The following is a 19,740-nucleotide window of genomic DNA, read 5'->3' on the forward strand; positions in this document are numbered from 1 at the left end:
GCGCCTGTTCTTCTGGGGGATGCGTTAGAGGGAGAGGCGCGCGAGCTGGGCACCGTGATGGCCGGGATTGCCAAGGCGGTAGCGCGCCACGGCACGCCCGCTGCGCCGCCTGCGGTTCTGATCTCGGGCGGGGAGACAACCGTGACGGTCGGTGAGACGACACCCGGTCGCGGTGGACGCAACACCGAGTTCTTGCTGTCACTCGCGCTCGCGCTGAATGGCCACCCAAGCATCGCCGCAGTTGCCGCTGACACCGACGGTATCGACGGGACCGAGGACGCAGCCGGTGCAATTATAGGTCCAAACTTTCCAAGGGCCGCGGCGCGTCAAGGCATCGATACGCGTCGCATGCTCGAGATGCACGACAGCTTTACGGTGTTCGACCAACTCGACTCCCTCGTTGTAACGGGGCCAACACTTACCAACGTAAACGACTTCCGAGCGATCGTGATACGCGGGCCAAACAACAGTCGGCTTTGAGCGATCTGCAAAGCAGCGACAGCGACAGCGAATGGTGGGAGAGAGCCGTCCAAGCCAGCCCTCACCCCTCGAAGAGACGCCCCACGCCATAGGCAATCAGGGCGGCTGTGCCCCCGATAAGAATTGTTTCGGCCGCAGAGGTCCACCACCGCCGCAGCGACCACTGGCTTTTGAGAACGCCGATGCCAGCGAATGTCACCGCTGTCGCCAGAACAGACGTGGTGAAGGGATGCGGCACCCCCACGGCGAATGGCACGAGCGGCAGAAGACCACAGCAGAGGAAGGCCAGGAAGGTGGCCACCGCATCCCGGGCGGGCGTCGGTGTCGATGGCGCGTCGGTGCCGTCAACCAGAACGCCGATCCAGGCTGATCGGCTTTGCTCGATGGCCTCCGTCGCCTGGGCAAGTGAGTCTCCGGTCAGGCCACGCGCGGCCAGAAGGCGCGACAGGCGCGTCCGCGCCGCGTCGGGGTCGCGCGTCACCAGCGCGGTGAACCAGGCACGCCGCCGCGCGGCATCCTCCATGTTTGCGCGCCCACCCGCATAGATGCCCGCTGCCATCGAAAACCCGTCCGCGACGACGTTGGCCGTTCCGAGGGCCAGCACCACGCTGATGGGCAGCCCCGCGCCGGCCACGCCGGCGACGATGGCGAACGTCGTCACCGTTCCGTCGATAGCGCCCAGCACCGCCTCGCGAAGATACGGCGCGGCGCCGTGATCAGCGTCCAGATCAGGTGGGGGCGTAGGGACATCGGTCATGCGGCTCAGCCCTATCCCTCCTGCATCGACATGGCGTTGATCAGGGTCAAGGCGTGCGATGGACTTTGCCTGCAGGATCTACACCACGACATAAAGGGGAGAGGTACGCATGGAGCGAAGAACAGCGGCTTTGACGATGATGCTGGCCAGTTTGGGGTTGGCCGCATGCAGCCCGGCCCCCGAGCCGTCGATCCCTGCGCGCGGGGCCAAGCTGTTCCAGCAAACCTGCGCGGCCTGCCATGGTGCGGACGGCCGCGGCGGCAGCGCACCGGACCTGACGCGCCTAATTATGGACGGAAGTGGCACGTTCCCCAGCATTGAGACCCTGAACCGGATGCACGAGGGAGGAGACGCCATGCCGGCCTTCCGGGATCTCGCGCTGGGGCCGACCGTGGTGGTCGAGATAGAAGAAGGCATCGGCACCCCCGTACCCGAAGACATGCTGGCGATCTGGCGGTATCTTGAGACAATCCAGCGTCCGGATTTGTAATTCCACCACGAACGCATTGCGTGCGAGCGCCTCGATTCCGAACTCGCAGCTGTGGCGAATCGCTGGATCGGGGAAACTCTGCCGAGACAATCAGTATTCATGCGAAGGTTCTCTCCCGGCCGGGATCGCCATGGTGTCGTCTTTGGTAGGCTACACTCTCTGTGCCAGCGCAGAATAGCTGCTTCGAGCCCAATTTACCCATGTCACTCGACGCGGAGTTCGCTCGTCCGGCGAAGCGCGCCTCGGTGTCACCGGCCCAGACCTGACAGTGAAGCTGAACTCGGCAAGGTGGTGCGGATGCCTCATGCGGCCCTTGTTGCTTGAAAGGCGTCCGATGGGCGCACAGCCCTCGGGTATGAAGCTTGCTGATTTCATAGGCGGTCGCCGGAAGCCGAGCCGATGTTCCTCATTTTAGTTTTGACATTCTGCCGGGCCTTCGCTCTCCTGAACTAAGTTCGCGGAGGAATCCGCCAAAGGCAATCGTGCCCCGCTCGCCCGAAATTCGGGCTGCGGGGCTTTTTGTTTGTAGGGTGTCGGACATGCTTTCTCTGGATATCGGTCTCGTCTTCTCGACCACCGGGCCATACGCGGCGCTGGGTCGGGCCGCCCGTGCCGGGGCCCAGATGGCGATCGCCGATCTCGAGTGTGAGGGGCGGGCGCGCATAACGCCCATGCATCGCGATCCAGGCGGCTGCCCGCGAAACTACGAGATTATGACTGCCGATATTCTGCGCGCCGGCGTGTCGCACGTGGTCGGCGCAATCACCTCCTGGAGCCGCAAGGACATGATCCCCGTGCTCGAACGCCATGGTGGGCTGCTCTGGTACCCCTGCCCCTATGAGGGGTTCGAAAGCAACGATCACGTCGTCTACATGGGCGCTGCACCGAACCACCACATGATCCCGCTGCTCGACCGTATCCTGCGCGAGGGCATCGGGCGCGCATACCTGCTGGGGTCGAACTATGTTTGGGGGTGGGAAACCCTGCGCCTGGCGCGCGAACGCCTTGTCGCGGCTGGCGTCGAGATCGTGGGCGAGCGTTTTCTGCCGCTTGGCGACACGGATTGCGGGCGCGCAATCGACGAGATTGCCGCCGTGCAGCCCGATATCGTGATGAACTCGCTGATTGGCCCATCCAACGTCGCCTTCTTCAGCGGGCTTCCTTCCGAAAACCGGCCAAAGGTTCTGTCGTGCAACCAGACCGAGGCGGATCTCGACGTCTTGGGGGATGCTGGTGAAGGGCTGATATCGGCCGGCACCTTCTTTGAGGCGCTCGGACCGGACACGTTCGTTCGGCGCGCTGCGCGGGCCGCGCCGAACGGGCGCTGCTCGGCGTTCTTCGCCACGACCTATGCCAGTGTGCGCCTTATGGCCGAGTCGGTACGCCGTGCTGGAGCGACGGCGCCGCGCGCGGTGTTCGAGGCCGCCTGCGCTGCGCCACACGACACGGTCCTTGGCCCCGTCACAATCGACCAGATCACGCGCCACGCGGCGCTAACGCCGCATATCGCGAAGCTGCGGGCGGGTCGTTTCGAAATCGTCGCCTCGGCGCCGGCCCCGGTTCCGGCCGATCCCTACCTGATCAACCTGCCGCTTGTCGCGTTGCCCGCGGCCGCGCCGTCTGCTCTGAGGATAGTGCAATGACATACAGCTTTGCCGGAATGCAGGCCTGCGTCCTGCACCCCAGTACAGAGGTCCGCGAGCGCGTCGCACTCCGCTTGTCGAGCTTGGGCATCCGTACCGAGGGCCGTTGGCCCGCGCTGCTGCCCGAGGATGCTGCCGTCGACCTGCTCGTGGTTGATATCGACCGCGGCGAGGACGGCCAGTTTCCGTGGCCGTCCGGCGAGGCGCCAATGCCCGTCGTGGGTCTCATCGGCTCCGAAGCGCCGGGCCGCCTGCAATGGGCGCTGCGGCAGGATGTCGACGCGTTCCTGCCCATCGGCGCCACGGCTACCCTGTTTTCGGCCTTGGTAATCGCAACCGCGCGCCACGATGAGCGCGCTGATCGCCGCCGCACCACTGCAGAGGCCAACCGGCGCAACGGCCTGCGACTGGAGGTGATCCGCGCTGTGCTCGTGATTATGCGGCGCGAAGATATCGACGAGGCCGCGGCACTCAAGCGACTGCGCGCTTTCGCGATGGTCGAACAGCTACCGCTCGAGGATGCGGCGACGCAGCTTCTGTCCGATCTCGGCGATGCAAAGGCATGGGCATGAGCGTCACCGACACCACCGTGCAAAAAGGCCAGAGCCGCGTCTCCCGCGCCAGCCAGGTCTTCGTCGCCCTGATGAAGCGCCCGCGTTCGGCATTCGGCATGGTGGTGATCCTGATCATGGTCTTCGCGGCCGTGTTTGCGCCGTTGATCATGCCGCAGGATCCGTTCGAACAAAGCTTTGAGGGCTTGTCGCTGGTCGGCGCGCCACTGCCTCCGGGCGGAGATTTTCTGCTCGGCACCGACCTGCTGGGCCGTGACCTGGCCAGTCGACTTGTCCTCGGCACGCGGACCTCGTTGATCATCGGCGTACTCGCCAACGGCATCGCAATTCTGCTGGGCGCTGGCGTGGGTATCACCGCGGGCTATTTCGGCGGCTGGATCGGGGCGATCTTGATGCGCTTCACGGATCTTATGATGGCCTTTCCCGCGCTGCTGCTGGCCATTGTGCTGGCGGCGATCTTCCAGCCGTCTCTACTCATTGTCGCGTTGGTCATCGCTATGGTGAACTGGGTTCAGATGGCTCGCGTGATCTACACCGAGACCCGCAGCCTGGCCGAGCGCGACTTCATCCAGGTGCAACGCGCTCTCGGAGCGGGCCACCTACGTATTTTGGGCTCGCACCTGCTGCCGCATCTCCTGTCGTCCATACTCGTATTCGGCACGCTGGGAATTTCCACCACGGTGCTGCTCGAGGCCACATTGAGCTTCCTCGGCGTCGGCGTGCAGCCTCCAATGCCCAGTTGGGGCAACATCATCTTCGAGAACCAGACCTATTTCAACACCGCACCGTGGTTGGTCTTCTTTCCCGGGGCAGCGATCGTGCTGCTGGCACTGGCCTTCAACCTCGTGGGCGACGCGCTGCGCGACATCCTCGATCCGACGCTGAAAGGACGGCACTGATGCAGGCCTACCTCGTCCGCCGCCTCTTCGAGAGCGCGTTGATCCTGCTGGGGATCACACTGGTGACATTCATCCTGCTCTATCTCGTGCCGGCCGATCCGGCGCGGCAGATCGCGGGCCGCTCCGCGACCGCCGAGACGGTGCAGAACATCCGCGACCAGCTTGGACTAAACGATCCGTTTTTCATACAATACTGGCGTTACCTGACCGCGCTGCTGCAGGGCGACATGGGGCGCAGTTATCTACAGCGCGCTGAGGTTTCAGAACTTATCGCCTCGCGCCTGCCGGCATCGCTACTGCTGATGCTGGCGGCTATTGTGACTGAGCTGATCTTCGGCCTCACGATCGGCATCGTGGCCGCGCTGCGCCGCAATCGGCCAGCGGATCATGGGCTGATGATCTTCAGCTTCGTGTCGATCTCGGCGCCGCAATTCGTGATCGGCATCCTACTGCTATATGTCTTCGCGGTGAAGCTCGGCTGGTTCCCGATTGGCGGCTACGGAACATTCTCACACGTGGTGCTACCGGCGATCACGCTCGGGTTTCTCGGTGCGGGCTGGTACAGCCGCATGATGCGCTCGAGCATGATTGACGTGCTGGGGCAGGATTTCGTGCGCACCGCGCAGGCCAAAGGGCTGGCCAAGGGACGGATCATCCTCCGCCATGTAATCCCAAACGCCATCCTTCCGATCATCGCCATGATCGGTATCGATATTGGGCTGTTTATGTCCGGCATTGTGGTGGTGGAAAGCGTTTTCGGCTGGCCTGGGATCGGCCAGCTGGCCTGGCAGGCGATCCAGCGCGTCGACATCCCAGTGATCATGGGTGTGACGATGGTTTCGGCGACCGCGATCGTGCTGGGCAATCTTCTGGCCGACTTCGTCGCGCCGATGATCGATCCCCGAATAAAGACCAAGTGAAAACCAACAGAGGACTGAAAAAATGAAGAAACTGCTTTTGACCGGGGTCGCGGGGTTGGCGCTGACGGCCCACATGGCAAGCGCGCAGGTTAACGAAGACGCGCCCATGGGTGGCACCATGGTCGTCACCTACAAGGACGACGTTGCCACGCTCGACCCCGCCATTGGGTACGATTGGCAGAACTGGTCAATGATCAAGTCGCTGTTCGACGGCCTCATGGGCTACGAGCCGGGCACCACCACCCTGCGCAACGAGCTTGCATCGGATGTGGCGATTTCCGAGGACGGCACCGTCTACACCTTTACCCTCAAGGATAACATCAAATTCCACAACGGCCGTGAGATCACGGCCTCCGACGTGAAATACTCGCTCGAGCGCGTGACCAACCCCGAAACCCGCTCGCCGGGCGCCGGATTCTTCGGAATGATCGATGGGTTTGACATCTGGAATGCCGGGGAGGGTGAAGGCCTTTCGGGCATCAAGGTCATCGACGACAAGATCGTCGAGATAACTCTGTCGCGCCCCGACGCCACCTTCGGGCATGTCATGGCGCTGAACTTCGCGTCGATCGTGCCACAGGAGGCTGTCGAGGCCTCGGGCGAGGATTTCGGCCGCGAACCGGTGGGTTCGGGCGCGTTCAAGCTGACGGAATGGTCGCCGGGCCAGCGCGTTGTCTTCGAACGCTTCGAGGAGTACCACCGCGAGAACCTGCCGAAACTCGACCAGGTGACCTTCGAGATCGGGCTTGAACCCACGGTTGCGCTGCTGCGGCTGCAGCAGGGCCAAGCCGACGTACCGGGTGACGGCATCCCGCCGGCGCAGTTCCTGCAGGTAATGAACGACCCCGCGCAGGCCGACAACGTGATCGAGGGCGGCCAGCTGCACACTGGCTACATCACGCTCAACACCCAAATGGCGCCGTTCGACAATGTCGCGGTTCGCAAAGCTGTGAACATGGCAATCAACAAGGAGCGGATTGTTCGGATCATCAACGGACGCGCAGTTCCCGCGAACCAGCCACTGCCGCCCTCCATGCCGGGCTACGCAGATGACTACGAAGGGTATGCCTTCGATCCTGAGGCTGCGCGCGAAATGCTTGCGGAAGCGGGCTTTGCCGACGGGTTCACCACGGAGCTCTACGTGATGAACGTCGACCCCAACCCGCGCATCGCGCAGGCGATCCAGCAGGATCTGAGCGAGATCGGCATCAACGCAGAGATCCGCAGTCTCGCGCAGGCCAATGTCATCGCCGCAGGCGGCGAAGCCGATCAGGCCCCGATGATCTGGTCGGGCGGCATGGCATGGATCGCGGACTTCCCGGATCCGTCGAACTTCTACGGTCCGATCCTGGGCTGCGCCGGAGCCGTGCAGGGCGGCTGGAACTGGTCGTGGTATTGTAACGAGGAACTCGACGCTCGTGCGGCAGAGGCGGACGCCATGACCGGTGCCGAGAACGAGGACGCGCGCATCGAGGCGTGGAAGTCGATCTACCTCGACGTGATGGAAGACGCGCCTTGGGTGCCGGTGTTCAACGAGCAGCGCTTCACCCTGACCTCGGACAGCATCGCGGGCGATGACAGCCTGTTCGTCGATCCGGTCCATATCCCGGTGAACTACGATTATATCTATTCGAAGGACGCCGAGTAACATGTGCAAGCACTGTGATTACACGATCCACGGTGCGCACCATCACGGGTGGGACAATACGCTCCCACCCGTTCAGACGGTGGCTCCCGGATCGCGCCTGCACTTCCAGTGCCTCGACAGCTCGGGGGGGCAGTTCGATCGCGACAGCACCAGCGCCGACGTCCCCAATCTCGACTTCGGCAAGATCAATCCCGTCACCGGGCCGGTCTATGTCGACGGGGCGAAACCCGGTGACGTGCTCAAGGTCAAGATCGAGGCGTTCCATCCGTCAGGCTTCGGCTGGACGGCGAACATTCCGGGCTTTGGCCTTCTGGCCGACCAGTTCACGGACCCGTATCTCAAGGTCTGGGACTATGACCCCGACACGCTGGCGCCCGCGCTTTTCTCGGACCTGGGGAAGGTGCCGTTGAAGCCCTTCGCCGGCACGATCGGCTTGGCTCCAGCCGAGGCCGGGCTGCACTCCGTCGTGCCGCCGCGGCGCATGGGCGGCAATCTCGATATCCGCGACCTCGCGGCGGGCACGACGCTCTATCTGCCGGTCGAGGTCGAAGGCGCGCTGTTCTCGATCGGGGACACGCACGCCGCACAGGGCGACGGCGAAGTCTGTGGCACCGCCATCGAAAGCCCAATGGACGTCGAGGTGACGCTGGACGTCGTGAAGGGTGAAACGCTGGCTTTCCCGCGCTTCTCGACGCCGGGTCCGGTCACGCGGCACCTGGACGCCAAGGGCTACGAGGTGACGACCGGCATCGGTTCCGACATGATGCAGGGCGCCCGCGACGCGGTATCGGGGATGATCGACTTCCTCGGTCGGACCAAGGGCTTGTCGGCCGAAGACGCCTACTTGCTGTGTTCGGTCTGCGGCGACCTCAGGATCTCCGAGATCGTGGACATGCCGAACTGGGTTGTCAGCTTCTATTTCCCCAACGTGGTCTTCGAATGACGGAGACAGTGCTTACGGTGCGCGACCTGAGTGTTCAGGTCGCCACGCCTTCGGGGGCGAAGACGGTGCTGGACGGGCTGAGCTTCGAGCTCCGCGCGGGCGAGACCCTGTGCTTGGCCGGTGAAAGCGGATCGGGCAAGTCTATGACGGCGCTGGCGATCATGGGACTTCTGCCGAAACCTATGTGCCGGATCACCCGCGGCTCGGTTTGCCTGGGCGATACCCAGTTGGTCGGCCTGCCCGACGCGGCCTATCGCAAGATCCGCACCGCACGCGTGGCGATGATCTTCCAGGAGCCGATGACCTCACTCAACCCACTGATGACTGTGCAGCAGCAATTGACAGAAACGCTTCTGGAACACGATGCCTGCACCCGCGCCGAGGCGCCTGCCCGCGCTCTCCAACTCCTGCGCGACGTACAGCTGACCGAGCCGGAAAGACGGTTGAAACAATATCCGCACGAGCTGTCCGGTGGCATGCGCCAGCGCGTGATGATCGCCATCGCGCTCGCCTGCGACCCTGAGGTTCTTATCGCGGATGAACCGACCACAGCGCTGGACGTGACCGTGCAGGCTGAGATCCTCGACTTGATCCGCGCGCTGCAGCGTGACCACGGCACGTCGGTTCTGATGATCACGCACGACATGGGTGTCGTCGCCGAAATGGCCGACCACGTGATAATTCTCCGCCACGGGCAGGAGGTCGAAAGCGCCCCTGTGCGCGATATCTTTTCCACGCCGCGCAGCGAATACGCCAAGGAGCTGCTGGGCGCTGTACCGCGTCTTGGCACTGCGCCGCCGCGCCCCGCCAAACCCCAGGGCGTTCCGGTGCTTGAGGTTGACGATCTGAGCGTGCGTTTCGACGTGCGCGGCGGCGTGCTCAACCGCGTGCAGGCGCGTGTTCACGCGGTAGAGGGCGTATCGTTCGGCATCAACGCAGGTGAGACGCTGGCGCTCGTGGGCGAATCCGGCTGCGGCAAGTCCACCATCGGCAAGGCGCTGATGGGGCTCGTGCCTTGGCAGGGCTCGGTCCAGGTTATGGGTCGCCAGACGCGCGGCATGGGTCCCGCCTTGATGAAACCCGTGCGCCGGGACGTGCAGATGGTGTTCCAGGATCCGGGCGCGTCGCTGGATTCGCGCATGACCGTGGGCGATCAGGTGGCCGAGCCTCTGCTGATCCACGGCCTTGCCTCGGGAAGCGCGCTCAAGGATCGGGTCGAACATCTCTTCCGCCGTGTGGGTCTTTCGCCTGACATGATGGCGCGCTATCCGCACGAGTTCTCTGGCGGGCAACGGCAGCGCGTTAATATCGCGCGCGCCCTGTCTTTGTCGCCAAAGCTGATCATCGCGGATGAAAGCGTTTCGGCGCTGGACGTCTCCGTTCAGGCTCAGGTGCTTGAACTGCTGCAGGAAATCCAGGACGAGGACGGCCTCGCCTTTTTATTCATCAGCCATGACATGGCCGTGGTAGAACAGGTCGCGGATCGCATCATGGTCATGCGGCTGGGCCAGGTCGTCGAGGAAGGCGCACGCGACGCGATACTTCGCGATCCGCGGCACCAGTACACCCGCCGCTTACTTTCCGCGGTGCCGGTGCCCGATCCGAGCCGCCAGCGGCCCGAACGGATAGAAACAGAAAGCATCGGTAGCCCAATCTGGCCGAAAGGGCGAGAACCAGACCGCCTGAAGCTTGAGGAAATATCGTTTCAGCATCGTGTTGCAGTTTGAATTTCAGGGCGAACACGACAAACGCTTCGAAAGACCTGCACAAGAGGCGTTGGTGCATATTGCAACGGAGATCAGCTACCCGATCTTGAGGACCGCGAATTGTCGGCGCAGCGAAGGACGGCACACAACCCTACTTTCGTTGGTCCTCGTAATTGCGGCAGTAAGTCGAGCACACGCTGCTATCCGAAGAAAAGCGCTGCAGTCATTCAACCGCAGAAAATGCTGCGCGATGAACAAATGGCCGATTTGGAAAAGTTGCAATGCATCGCTGACTACATCGGTAAGGGTCGGTTTGGGCCGTGAACTCCATCTACTAACTCGGAATACCCTCTACTGGAGCCTGAAAAACCCGCTGAGATGCGAAGCGATCCGGTTGCTTGCCCTCCGACGGGTGTTCTGGAATTAACAACGCGGCAACGAAAAATCAGGAGAGACGGATGCCGATCAAGACGCTGGGCGGAGACGTGAAACTGGCCGACGGAACCAACGTTCCCCTTTCGAAGGGTGTGCGCGTCGGCGATTTCATCATGCTTTCGGGTCAACTGGGTTTCGGTCCCGGCGGCCGGATCGTAGAAGGTGGTATCGAGGCGCAGACCCGCCAGTGCATCGAAAATGCGAAGGCTCTGCTCGAAGACGCGGGGTCCAGCCTGTCGCAGGTGGCCAAGGCGACGGTCTGGCTGACCGACACCGCCGACTTCGTGGCCTTCAACAAGGTCTATGGCAGCTATTTCCCGTCGAAGCCGCCCGCGCGCTCGGCGGTCTGTTCGGCCCTGATGGTGCCGGGCGCGGTGGTCGAGATCGAGTTCCTCGCCTATCAGCCAGGCTGAGGCGGCTGGACCTCGTCGGTTCTCTCGATGCGCTGGGGCTCGGTGCAAATGCAGAAGACCTCAGCGTCGCGATCTCCAGCGCTGACATAGGCATGGCCCATCGTGCTGTCGAGATAGATGCTCTCGCCTCGTTTCAGGGTGACGGGTGCGTAGAACTCGGAATGGACCACGATCTCGCCATCCATGACGATCAGGAATTCCTCTCCGCCATGCTTCTCGAGCTGGCCGAATTCCTTGATGGATGATGCCTTGATCCGCGCGTGGATGGGCACCATCCGCTTGTTAGTCAGTTCGGCGCACAGATACCTGTACACGTAATTCCGGGTGTCGATGACGATGCCGTCGCCGTGCCGTGACGGTACAAAGCGGCTGTTCGGGGAGTCGTTTCCGCTCTCTGCATCACCGATGAGTTGGCCGATCGTCAGGTCCAGCCCCTCGGCGAGGCGCAGCACCCTGTCCAGCGTGGGGGACAGCGCGCCGTTCTCGATCTTCGAGATGGTGGACACCGCGACGCCGGAGAGAGAGGCAAGCCCGCTGAGGGTCAGTTGCCGCGCCTTGCGCAAGTGTCTGAGCCGTGCCCCCAAATCCCGGGCCGTCGTCATGGGGTCCGTTCCTCCTCGGTTGCTGGCCGTCTTACCAAGCTTCCAGAGGAATGAAAGCTTTTTCGTATAGGAAAAAATTCTGTTGCGTTTCGAAAATGTCCCGATAGCCTCGGGCGGGAATTGGGAAAGGGACACGGGACATGTCGGATCGCGCCGGATCAGCGGATGCCATAGTCATCGGAGCAGGCATGGCCGGCGCATCGGTGGCTGCGGAACTGGCGGAGTCGATGAAGGTCCTGATGGTCGAAATGGAGGCGCAGCCGGGCTATCACACGACCGGGCGTTCGGCGGCGGTCTTCGCCCCGAGCTACGGACCCGAAAGCGTCCGCGCCCTGACGCGGGCGTCGCGCGCGTTCTTCGACGACGCGCCAGCCGGGTTCGCGAGCGCGCCGCTTCTGACCCCGCGCGAGATCCTGATGATCGCGCGGGAGGAGCAATTGGAAGCGCTCCATGCCCTGGTTTCTTCGATCTCGGACGAAACGCAGGTCGAGGCGCTGGGTCCGGCCGCAATGGCCGACCACCAGCCCTTGTTGAGAGACGGCTACGCGGCCGGCGGCATGCTGGATCACGGCGGGCAAGACATCGACGTTGCGGCGCTGCACCAAGGCTTCCTGCGCCTGTTCAAGGCCCGCGGTGGCGTGCTGATGAATGGCGAGCCGGTGCAGGACCTGAGCCGCGACGGCGATGACTGGCGCGTGCAGACGAAAGGCGGCACCTTCACGGCGCCGCTGTTGATCAACGCGGCCGGGGCATGGGCAGAGCAGGTCGGCCGCTGCGCCGGGGCGGAAAGCATCGGTCTGGTGCCCAAGCGGCGAACGGCCATGGTCGTGGCCGAACCCGAGGGCTTCACCCGCCGCGACGCTCCGATCACGATCGACATCGAGGAGCAGTTCTATCTGAAACCGGACGCCGGTCGGTTGCTGATATCGCCTGCCGACGAGACGCCGACCGAGCCGTGCGATGCGCAGCCTGAGGAGATCGACATCGCGATCTGCGCCGACCGGATCATGACGGCTTTCGCCTTGGATATCCGGCGGATCCACAACAAATGGGCGGGCCTGCGCAGCTTCGTGGCCGACAAGGAACCCGTGATCGGGTTTTCGCGGGTTGTTCCCGGGTTCTTCTGGATGGCGGGGCAGGGTGGGTACGGCATCCAGTCCGCACCGGCTGCGGCAGAACTGTCGGCGGCGCTGGTGCAGGGCAGGCCCGTCCCGGCGCACATCACCGACCAGGGCCTCGAGCCCCGGCGCGTCGCGCCCGGCCGCACGATGGTCACCGCATGATCTGGCTGATCCCCTCCTTCGCGATCGCGCTGCTGGCGTCGGGCCTGGCGCTTGCCTACGTCATCGGCGGTTCGGCGGTGCTGACCTTCGTCCTGACCGACAACACGCGATACCTCGCCGTGCTTCCGCAGAAGGTCTTCTCGCAGATCAGCATCTTCTCGTTGCTTGCCATGCCGCTTTTCATCCTCGCCGGAGAGCTGATGAACCGGGGCGGCGTGACGAAATCGCTGATCGACCTATCGATGGCGCTGATCGGGCGCCTGCGGGGCGGGCTGGGTCACGTGAACATCATGACGTCGGTCTTTTTCGGCGGCATATCAGGATCTGCCGTCGCCGACGCCGCAGCTCTGTCCAACACGCTGGTTCCGGCCATGCGCGAACGTGGCTACACCTCCGAATACGCCGGCGCGATCACGGCCGCGTCCTCGATCATCGGCCCGATCGTGCCGCCCTCGATCATCCTGATTTTCTACGGGGCGCTGATGCAGACCTCGGTTGCGGCGCTGTTCGTGGCGGGAATCCTGCCGGGATTGCTGCTGGCCGGCGCGCTGTTCGTCGTCAACGGATGGTACGCCTGGCGCGAGGACCATCCGCGCGTGGAGAAGGGCGAGGCGCCGCCGCTGTTGCCGGCAATCCTTGCTGCCTTGCCGGCCCTGTGCCTGCCGCTGATCATCGTGGGCGGGATCGTTCTGGGCTGGATGACCCCGACCGAAGCGGCGGCGGTCGCCGTCATCGCGGCCGCCGTCGCCGCCTTCTTTTACTCGCCGCTGACGCGCGAGGACATCTGGGAAAGCTTCTCGCGCACCGCCGTCCTGACCGGGTCGATCTTCATGATCCTGTGTGCCGTGGCTGCCTTCGGCCACCTGGCCGCGCTGGAGCGGATTCCGCAGGCCATCGCCGCGCTGGTGGATAGCCTGGGCCTGGGTCCGGTCGGGTTCCTGATCACGATGAACCTGATCTTCATCCTGGCCGGCATGATCATGGACGTGCCCGTCGCACTGGCGCTGCTGGTGCCGCTGCTGGCGCCGGTCGCGCTGGCCCACGGGGCGGATCCGGTCCACCTGGGCATCGTGATCTGCTTCAACCTGTGCATCGGCCTGGTGTCGCCGCCGCTTGGCGGCTGCCTGCTAATCGTCTCGACGGTCACCGGCGTCAATTACTGGAAGCTCGCGCGGGCGGTCATCCCGTTCATCATCGCGGAGATCATCGTGCTGGGCATCCTGGTCTTCACGCCCGAGATCAGCCTTTGGCTGCCCCGGACGCTGGGGCTGTGGAAGTAATACGGACAATCAATAGGGAAGGAAGCGACATGAAACTGACCCAGATCCTGACGGCATCGGCCGTCGCCGTGGCCTTTGCGCTGCCGGCGACAGCCGAGGTGAAGATCGCGCTCGACAGCCCGCCGGACCTCGAGAAATCGGGCACCTACGTGTGGGCGCACACCTTCAGCGAATACCTGAACGAGCACGGCATGGAAGCCGTGGAATACGAGCGCAACTCGCTGGGCGAAGAGGCCGAACGCCTCGACCAGGTCAGCCAGGGGCTGCTCGAAGTATCGATGTCGGACGCGAAGTCCGCCGGGACGCTGGACGGCACGATCTTCGGCGCGATGATGCCCTACTTCTTCGACGACCTGGCGCAGCTCGACAAGGCGCTCGACGAGGGCGGGATGCTGGAGAAGATCAACGAGGGCACCACGCCCAAGGGCGTCCGGGTCCTGGACCTGGTGATGACCGGCACGCCCACGGGCATCTTCACCACCGAGGTCCCGATCCGCACGTTAGACGACATCACGGGCGTGCGCATGCGGGCGCTGGACGAGGTGCAGATCAACACGTTCGAGCAATGGGGCGCCAAAGGCACGATCGTGTCCTGGTCCGAGGTGCCGAACGCGCTGCAGACCGGCGTTGCCGGCGGCTACATCAACCCCGCGTTCGTGCCGCTGACCTACGGGCACACGGCCTTCATCGAATACTTCACCAACGCCCGGATGAGCCCGTCAGTCCGCGTCGCCATCGCCTCGGAGGACTGGTACCAGGGCCTTTCGGATGAAGAGCGCGAGATCGTCCAGCAGGCGGTGGAAAGAGCGCATTATGCCAACCGCGAACTCGTCTCGGACGATTCCGCAGTGCTGAAGCAGCTGGAGGAAGCCGGGATCGAGGTGATCGAGCTGGCGCCGGAAGAGCGCGAGAAGTTCCGCGAAGCCAGCCAGCCGATCTACGAGACGACCGAGATGCCCGAAGGCGCGCTGGACGCCTGGAACGAAGCGGTCGGGCGCTGAACGATGCGGGCGATCGCGGACAGGCTGAACCGGCTGTCATGGGGGCTCAACCGCGTGGCGCTGCTGGGCGCGGCGCTGACCGTCGCGGTCATGCTGGCTGCCGCAGGCTGGCAGGTGATCGCCCGCTATCTCTTGAACCAGCCCCCGGTCTGGACCGAGGAGCTTGCACGCTTCTCGATGGTCTGGGGCGGTCTTCTGGGTGCGTCCTGCGCCTATCGCCTGCGGCGCGATCCGACACTGTTTCCGGACGCGTTGCAGGCTCCCGGGGTTCGCGGGTTGATCTTTACGCTGACGCGATCGCTTGGCGTGCTGTCCTTCATCCTGCCGATTCTGTGGTTCAGCCTGCTCGGCCCCGGCGCCGATCCGGCGCGGGGCTATCTCGGGCGGCTCTTCGGTCGGCAGGCCGAGACCATGGACGTGCCGATGGTGGTGTTCGGCATCGCGATCCCGCTGGCCTTCGCCCTGATCCTATTCCACGTGCTGGCGGACATCGTGACCGCGCTGGCCAATCACGGAACTGCAGAATGAAGCTTTTCATGGCGTCGCTGGCGACGGAGACCAACTCCTTCTCGCCCATTCCGACCGGCTGGAGCGGGTTCAAGGAGCATCTCTACACCAAGACCGCCTCGCGCGGAGAGCCCGGCCTCTACGCGGCGGCGGTGACCTGCTGGCGGACGATAGCCGAGGCGCGGGGATGGGAAGTCGTCGAGGGGCTCTGCACCTACGCGCAGCCGGCCGGCCCGACCGTGCGCGCGGTCTACGAGACGATGCGCGACGACATCCTTAACGACCTGCGCGTGGCGATGCCGGTCGACGTGGTCCTAATGTCGATGCATGGCGCGATGATTGCGCAGGGCTACGACGACTGCGAGGGCGACATGATGGCCCGCATCCGCGAGATCGTGGGGCCGGAGGCAACGATCGGGCTGGAGCTGGACCCGCACTGTCACCTGACGGAGCAGATGCTGGACAACGCGACGGCGATTATCTGCTACAAGGAATATCCTCATGTCGACGTGGTCGAGCGGGCCGAGGAATTGTTCACCCTCTGCGCCGATGCGGCCGAGGGCCGGACCGCTCCGGTCATGCGGGATTACGACTGCCGGATGATGACGATGTACCACACGCCATTCGAGCCGGTGCGCGGCTATGTCGACCGCATGTCCGCGATGGAGGGGAAGGACGGCATCCTGTCCGTGTCGCTGGTGCATGGCTTCCCCTGGGGCGACAATCCCTGCTGCGGCACGCGGACGCTGGTAATCACCGACGGAGATGCCGGGCTTGCCAGCCGCCGCGCCGAAGTGCTCGGCCGCGAATTGTGGGACATGCGGGGCGACTTGCGCCGGTTCCCGAGCATGGAGGAGGGTCTCGAACGCGCCGCCTCGATGAACGTCGCGCCGATCGTGCTGGCCGACTTCGCGGACAACGCGGGCGGGGGCGCGCCGTCGGACGCCACCTTTGTGCTGCGGGCGGCGCTGGATCGGGGCTGGAAGGACATCGCCTTCGGGACGTTCTGGGATCCGGTGCTGGTCGGCATGTGCATCGATGCGGGCGTGGGCGCCAAGATGGCCGTCCGGCTGGGAGGCAAGATCGGGCCGATGTCCGGCGATCCGATCGATCTGACGGTGACGGTGCGCGGGATCGCGCGCGACGCCGTGCAGCATCTGGGCAAGGCCGAGATGCGGATGGGCGATTGCGTCTGGCTGGAGGCCGACGGCGTGCACGTCGTCGTCAACACCAAGCGCACCCAGACCTTCCACCCCGAGACGTTCGAGAACCTCGGGATCGACCTGTCCCGGATGAAATACGTGGTCGTGAAATCCTCGCAGCATTTCTATGACGGGTTCGCGCCCATTGCGGCAGAGGTCATCCACCTGGGCACGCCGGGCGCGATCACCCCCGATTTCACCATCGTCCCGTTCACCAAGCGGGACTCGAACTACTGGCCAAAGGTCAACGACCCGTTCGCCGAAGAGGAGGCTGCCCGATGACCGACGCGTACGACATCATCCTGCGCAACGGCCGCGTGATGGACCCCGAGACAGGGTTCGACGCGATCTGCGACCTGGCGATCTCGGGCGACCGGATCGCGAAGATCGGGACCATCGATGGCACCGCGGCGCGCGAAATCGACGCCACCGGCCTGATCGTCGCGCCCGGCTTCCTGGACCTGCACGCGCATGGGCAATCGGTGGCGGCCGACCGGATGCAGGCCTTCGACGGTGTAACCACGACGCTGGAGCTGGAGGTCGGCGCGCTGCCCGTCGCCGGCTGGTACGACCGGCAAGCCACGATCCCGCGCGCGCTGAACTACGGCACGGCTGCCGCGTGGATATTCGGACGCAAGGCGGCCTTCGGTGCCATCAAACTCGATGCCGATGTGCATCCGATCGACCAGATGGGCGCCGGGTCTGAAGATATGCGCTGGTCTACCGAGGCGGCGGACGCCGAACAGATCGCCGAGATCGTTGCGCATGTGCGGCAGGGGCTGGACGAGGGCGGAATCGGCATCGGCCTGCCCAACGGCTATGCCCCGGGCGCCGGGGTGAAGGAGATGGCCGACATCTGCGACCTGGCTTTCGAATACGGCACGCCTACCTACACGCACATCGCTTATCTCAGCAATATCGACCCGCAGAGCTCGGTCGACAGCTATGTCCGGCTAATCGGTCTGGCCGGCGCGACCGGGGCGCACATGCATATCTGCCACCTCAACTCGACCTCGCTGATGGATATCGAGCGGGTGGTCGAACTGGTGGCAAAGGCGCAGGAGCAGGGGCTGCCTGTGACGACCGAAGCATACCCCTATGGCACCGGCGCCACCGTGGTCAGCGCCGGCTTCTTCATGGACCCGGATTTCACCAAACGGACGGGCAGCGACTATTCCGACATCGAGTTGATCCACAACCAACACCGGTTCACCGGGCGCGACGACATGCAGGCGGCGCGCGAGGCGTCGCCGACCGACCTGGTGATGTGGCATTTCCTCGACGTGGAGGCGAATGACGAGCATCGACGCCTGCTCGACCTGTCGGTGACGTATCCCGGCGGGTCCATCGCCTCGGACGCGCTGCCCTGGATCAACGCGGATGGCAGCATCTATGAAGGGCTCGAATGGCCGCTGCCCGACGACCTGTCGGCGCATCCACGCTCTTCTGGCACGTACACCCGCTTCCTGCGCGAGCACGTCCGCGAGCGCGCCACGATGCCCCTGATGGAGGCCTTGGCCAAGTGCACCATCCTGCCCGGCAAGGTGATCGAAGGCTGCGCCCCGCAGATCGCGATGAAGGTGCGCCTCCAGGAGGGCTGTGACGCGGACATCGCGGTCTTCGACCTCGACACCGTGACAGACAAAGCCGACTTCAGCGCCATGAACAGGCCGTCCGAAGGTGTCCGCCATCTGCTCGTCGGCGGTGAATTCGTCATATCGGACGGCACCCTGAACACCGAGGCCGCGCCAGGGCGCCCGATCCGGCGCGCGACGCGGTGAGCGTACCGGTCCTACTCGTCACGGGCTTCCTGGGCGCGGGCAAGACCACGTTCATCAACCGCCTCCTGCAGGGGGACCACGGTCTGCGGATCGCCGCCATCGTCAACGATTTCGGCTCGATCAACATCGACGCGGCGCTGCTCGACGGGGCAGCCGAGGGCGTGATCGGCCTGAAGAACGGCTGTATCTGCTGCTCGTTGCAGGGCGACCTGATGCGGACCCTGAAATCAGTCCTGTCCCGAGCGCCCAAACCGGAGCTGATCGTGATCGAGGCCAGCGGAGTCGCCGACCCGGCGGGTATCGTCCAATCCCTGATGGACCCCGTCATCTGGGCGCAGGCACGGCTCGAAACCGTGGTCGGCATCGTGGATGCGGCCGACGCCAGCCGGCGCAAAAGCGATCCGTTGTGGCAGGCGCAGGTCCGCGGGGCGGATATCATGCTTCTGTCCAAGACCGCCGACAGCATGCCGGAAGACCTGGCTGCGCTTCGGGCCGCGCTGAGCGTTCAGGGAAAAAGGAACGTCTTCAACATGGAGGAGCCGGTTCCTCTCGCCGCGCTCTTCCTGGAGGAAGGGCTGGAAAGGGCGACGGTGGCGGCCTTGCCGCACAACGACAGCAGCCGGTTCGTCTACGTCGAATGGGAACATGACGGCCCGCTCGATCTGCAGGCGTTCCAGCAGGTGATCGCGCAGCTTGCCGGCACCGTGTTGCGTGGCAAGGGGTTCCTTTCCTTCGATGGCGGCGCAGGGCGGATGCTTTTCCAGCTTGTTGGCAACCGTGCGGCCCTGTCACCTGCGCCTTCTGATACGAATGGGAATTGCAGGCTCGTCCTGATCGGGGAACGCGTCGAGTTCGCTCCCGACGCGGTGCTGCGTGCGCTGGACAACCTCCGGCCGGGGAGCCGGCAGACGTAGAAGTCTGCTTACGATGACCATTCCTCGCCCGTCCGAAGCCCCACGTGGAACGCGCAGGGACGGGTCGTTCTGCAGCTGCATGAGATGGCGGGCCGGCAAAGAAGGGCGTATTCCGTTGAAAAGCTCGTCCTTGATCGGGGGGCATCTGGCTGATTCAATTCCTGCGAAGGGTGGGAGGATCGGCGATGATGGGACCGCGGCAGGAGGTGCAACCGGCGTTGTTCTACGAGTTCTCGCTTGAGGATCACGTCCCGCAAGACCACT

19 protein-coding genes are annotated in these 19,740 nt (G+C 64.2%); 17 read left to right on the plus strand and 2 right to left on the minus strand.

Annotated features, from left to right (window positions below; genetic code table 11):
• Positions 1–480, plus strand: a 480-nt coding sequence (locus tag BM171_RS18150) for an MOFRL family protein (protein ID WP_281244609.1), incomplete at its 5' end; no start/stop codon positions are given.
• Positions 481–541: 61 nt separating this feature from the next.
• On the opposite strand, the gene BM171_RS18155 is transcribed toward BM171_RS18150, so the two are convergent.
• On the minus strand, positions 542–1,237 hold the full coding sequence (locus BM171_RS18155) for a VIT1/CCC1 transporter family protein (RefSeq protein WP_093015929.1): 696 nt from the start codon (positions 1,235–1,237) through the stop codon (positions 542–544).
• 136 nt (positions 1,238–1,373) lie between these two features.
• Between BM171_RS18155 and BM171_RS18160 the strand changes: the two genes are divergently transcribed.
• The 9 genes from BM171_RS18160 (at position 1,374) to BM171_RS18200 (ending at position 10,906) form a co-directional block, all read left to right on the plus strand.
• The gene (locus BM171_RS18160) at positions 1,374–1,727 is read left to right on the plus strand and encodes a c-type cytochrome (RefSeq protein WP_245760340.1); all 354 of its coding nucleotides are present in this window, start codon (positions 1,374–1,376) and stop codon (positions 1,725–1,727) included.
• Between the two features lie 539 nt (positions 1,728–2,266).
• Positions 2,267–3,370: a transporter substrate-binding protein gene (locus BM171_RS18165; RefSeq protein WP_093015934.1), complete on the plus strand. Its 1,104-nt coding sequence runs from the start codon at positions 2,267–2,269 to the stop codon at positions 3,368–3,370.
• Positions 3,367–3,942: an ANTAR domain-containing response regulator gene (locus BM171_RS18170; RefSeq protein WP_093015937.1), complete on the plus strand. Its 576-nt coding sequence runs from the start codon at positions 3,367–3,369 to the stop codon at positions 3,940–3,942. Before BM171_RS18165 ends, BM171_RS18170 begins: the two co-directional genes overlap by 4 nt.
• Complete coding sequence (locus BM171_RS18175; RefSeq protein ID WP_093015940.1) at positions 3,939–4,841, plus strand: ABC transporter permease; 903 nt, start codon at positions 3,939–3,941, stop codon at positions 4,839–4,841. The genes BM171_RS18170 and BM171_RS18175 overlap by 4 nt, the downstream gene beginning before the upstream one ends.
• Positions 4,841–5,761, plus strand: coding sequence for an ABC transporter permease (locus tag BM171_RS18180; protein ID WP_093015943.1), 921 nt, complete (start codon positions 4,841–4,843; stop codon positions 5,759–5,761). The genes BM171_RS18175 and BM171_RS18180 overlap by 1 nt, the downstream gene beginning before the upstream one ends.
• Positions 5,762–5,783: 22 nt before the next feature.
• Positions 5,784–7,409: an ABC transporter substrate-binding protein gene (locus BM171_RS18185; RefSeq protein WP_093015946.1), complete on the plus strand. Its 1,626-nt coding sequence runs from the start codon at positions 5,784–5,786 to the stop codon at positions 7,407–7,409.
• Position 7,410: 1 nt separating this feature from the next.
• Positions 7,411–8,352 carry an acetamidase/formamidase family protein gene (locus tag BM171_RS18190; RefSeq protein ID WP_093015949.1) on the plus strand — a complete coding sequence of 314 codons (942 nt, stop codon included), beginning with the start codon at positions 7,411–7,413 and terminating at the stop codon, positions 8,350–8,352.
• The gene (locus BM171_RS18195) at positions 8,349–10,079 is read left to right on the plus strand and encodes an ABC transporter ATP-binding protein (RefSeq protein ID WP_093015952.1); all 1,731 of its coding nucleotides are present in this window, start codon (positions 8,349–8,351) and stop codon (positions 10,077–10,079) included. The genes BM171_RS18190 and BM171_RS18195 overlap by 4 nt, the downstream gene beginning before the upstream one ends.
• Positions 10,080–10,516: 437 nt before the next feature.
• Complete coding sequence (locus tag BM171_RS18200) at positions 10,517–10,906, plus strand: RidA family protein (RefSeq protein ID WP_093015955.1); 390 nt, start codon at positions 10,517–10,519, stop codon at positions 10,904–10,906.
• On the opposite strand, the gene BM171_RS18205 is transcribed toward BM171_RS18200, so the two are convergent.
• Positions 10,894–11,508 carry a helix-turn-helix domain-containing protein gene (locus BM171_RS18205; RefSeq protein ID WP_093015958.1) on the minus strand — a complete coding sequence of 205 codons (615 nt, stop codon included), beginning with the start codon at positions 11,506–11,508 and terminating at the stop codon, positions 10,894–10,896. The two genes, BM171_RS18200 and BM171_RS18205, sit on opposite strands and share 13 nt — an antisense overlap.
• A 140-nt stretch (positions 11,509–11,648) precedes the next feature.
• Here BM171_RS18205 and BM171_RS18210 point away from each other — a divergent pair, with 140 nt between their 5' ends.
• Genes BM171_RS18210 through BM171_RS18240 form a run of 7 tightly spaced genes read left to right on the plus strand, consistent with a single transcriptional unit; the run spans position 11,649 to position 19,476 of the window.
• Complete coding sequence (locus tag BM171_RS18210) at positions 11,649–12,791, plus strand: NAD(P)/FAD-dependent oxidoreductase (protein WP_093015961.1); 1,143 nt, start codon at positions 11,649–11,651, stop codon at positions 12,789–12,791.
• Positions 12,788–14,071: a TRAP transporter large permease gene (locus BM171_RS18215; protein WP_093015964.1), complete on the plus strand. Its 1,284-nt coding sequence runs from the start codon at positions 12,788–12,790 to the stop codon at positions 14,069–14,071. Before BM171_RS18210 ends, BM171_RS18215 begins: the two co-directional genes overlap by 4 nt.
• A 29-nt stretch (positions 14,072–14,100) precedes the next feature.
• Entirely contained in the window at positions 14,101–15,072 is a 972-nt protein-coding gene (locus BM171_RS18220; protein ID WP_093015967.1) for a TRAP transporter substrate-binding protein, read from the plus strand.
• Positions 15,073–15,075: 3 nt separating this feature from the next.
• Positions 15,076–15,600 (plus strand): TRAP transporter small permease, encoded by a 525-nt coding sequence (locus tag BM171_RS18225; protein ID WP_093015970.1) that lies wholly within the window; start codon positions 15,076–15,078, stop codon positions 15,598–15,600.
• Entirely contained in the window at positions 15,597–17,063 is a 1,467-nt protein-coding gene (locus tag BM171_RS18230; protein WP_093015973.1) for a M81 family metallopeptidase, read from the plus strand. The genes BM171_RS18225 and BM171_RS18230 overlap by 4 nt, the downstream gene beginning before the upstream one ends.
• A complete protein-coding gene (locus BM171_RS18235; RefSeq protein WP_093015976.1) occupies positions 17,060–18,562 on the plus strand; it encodes an amidohydrolase family protein in 1,503 nt (500 codons plus the stop codon). Before BM171_RS18230 ends, BM171_RS18235 begins: the two co-directional genes overlap by 4 nt.
• Positions 18,559–19,476: a CobW family GTP-binding protein gene (locus tag BM171_RS18240; protein ID WP_093015979.1), complete on the plus strand. Its 918-nt coding sequence runs from the start codon at positions 18,559–18,561 to the stop codon at positions 19,474–19,476. Before BM171_RS18235 ends, BM171_RS18240 begins: the two co-directional genes overlap by 4 nt.
• The last annotated feature ends 264 nt before the right edge of the window (positions 19,477–19,740 follow it).

Origin of the sequence: Roseivivax halotolerans (assembly GCF_900115815.1) — a bacterium.
GTDB lineage: Bacteria > Pseudomonadota > Alphaproteobacteria > Rhodobacterales > Rhodobacteraceae > Roseivivax > Roseivivax halotolerans.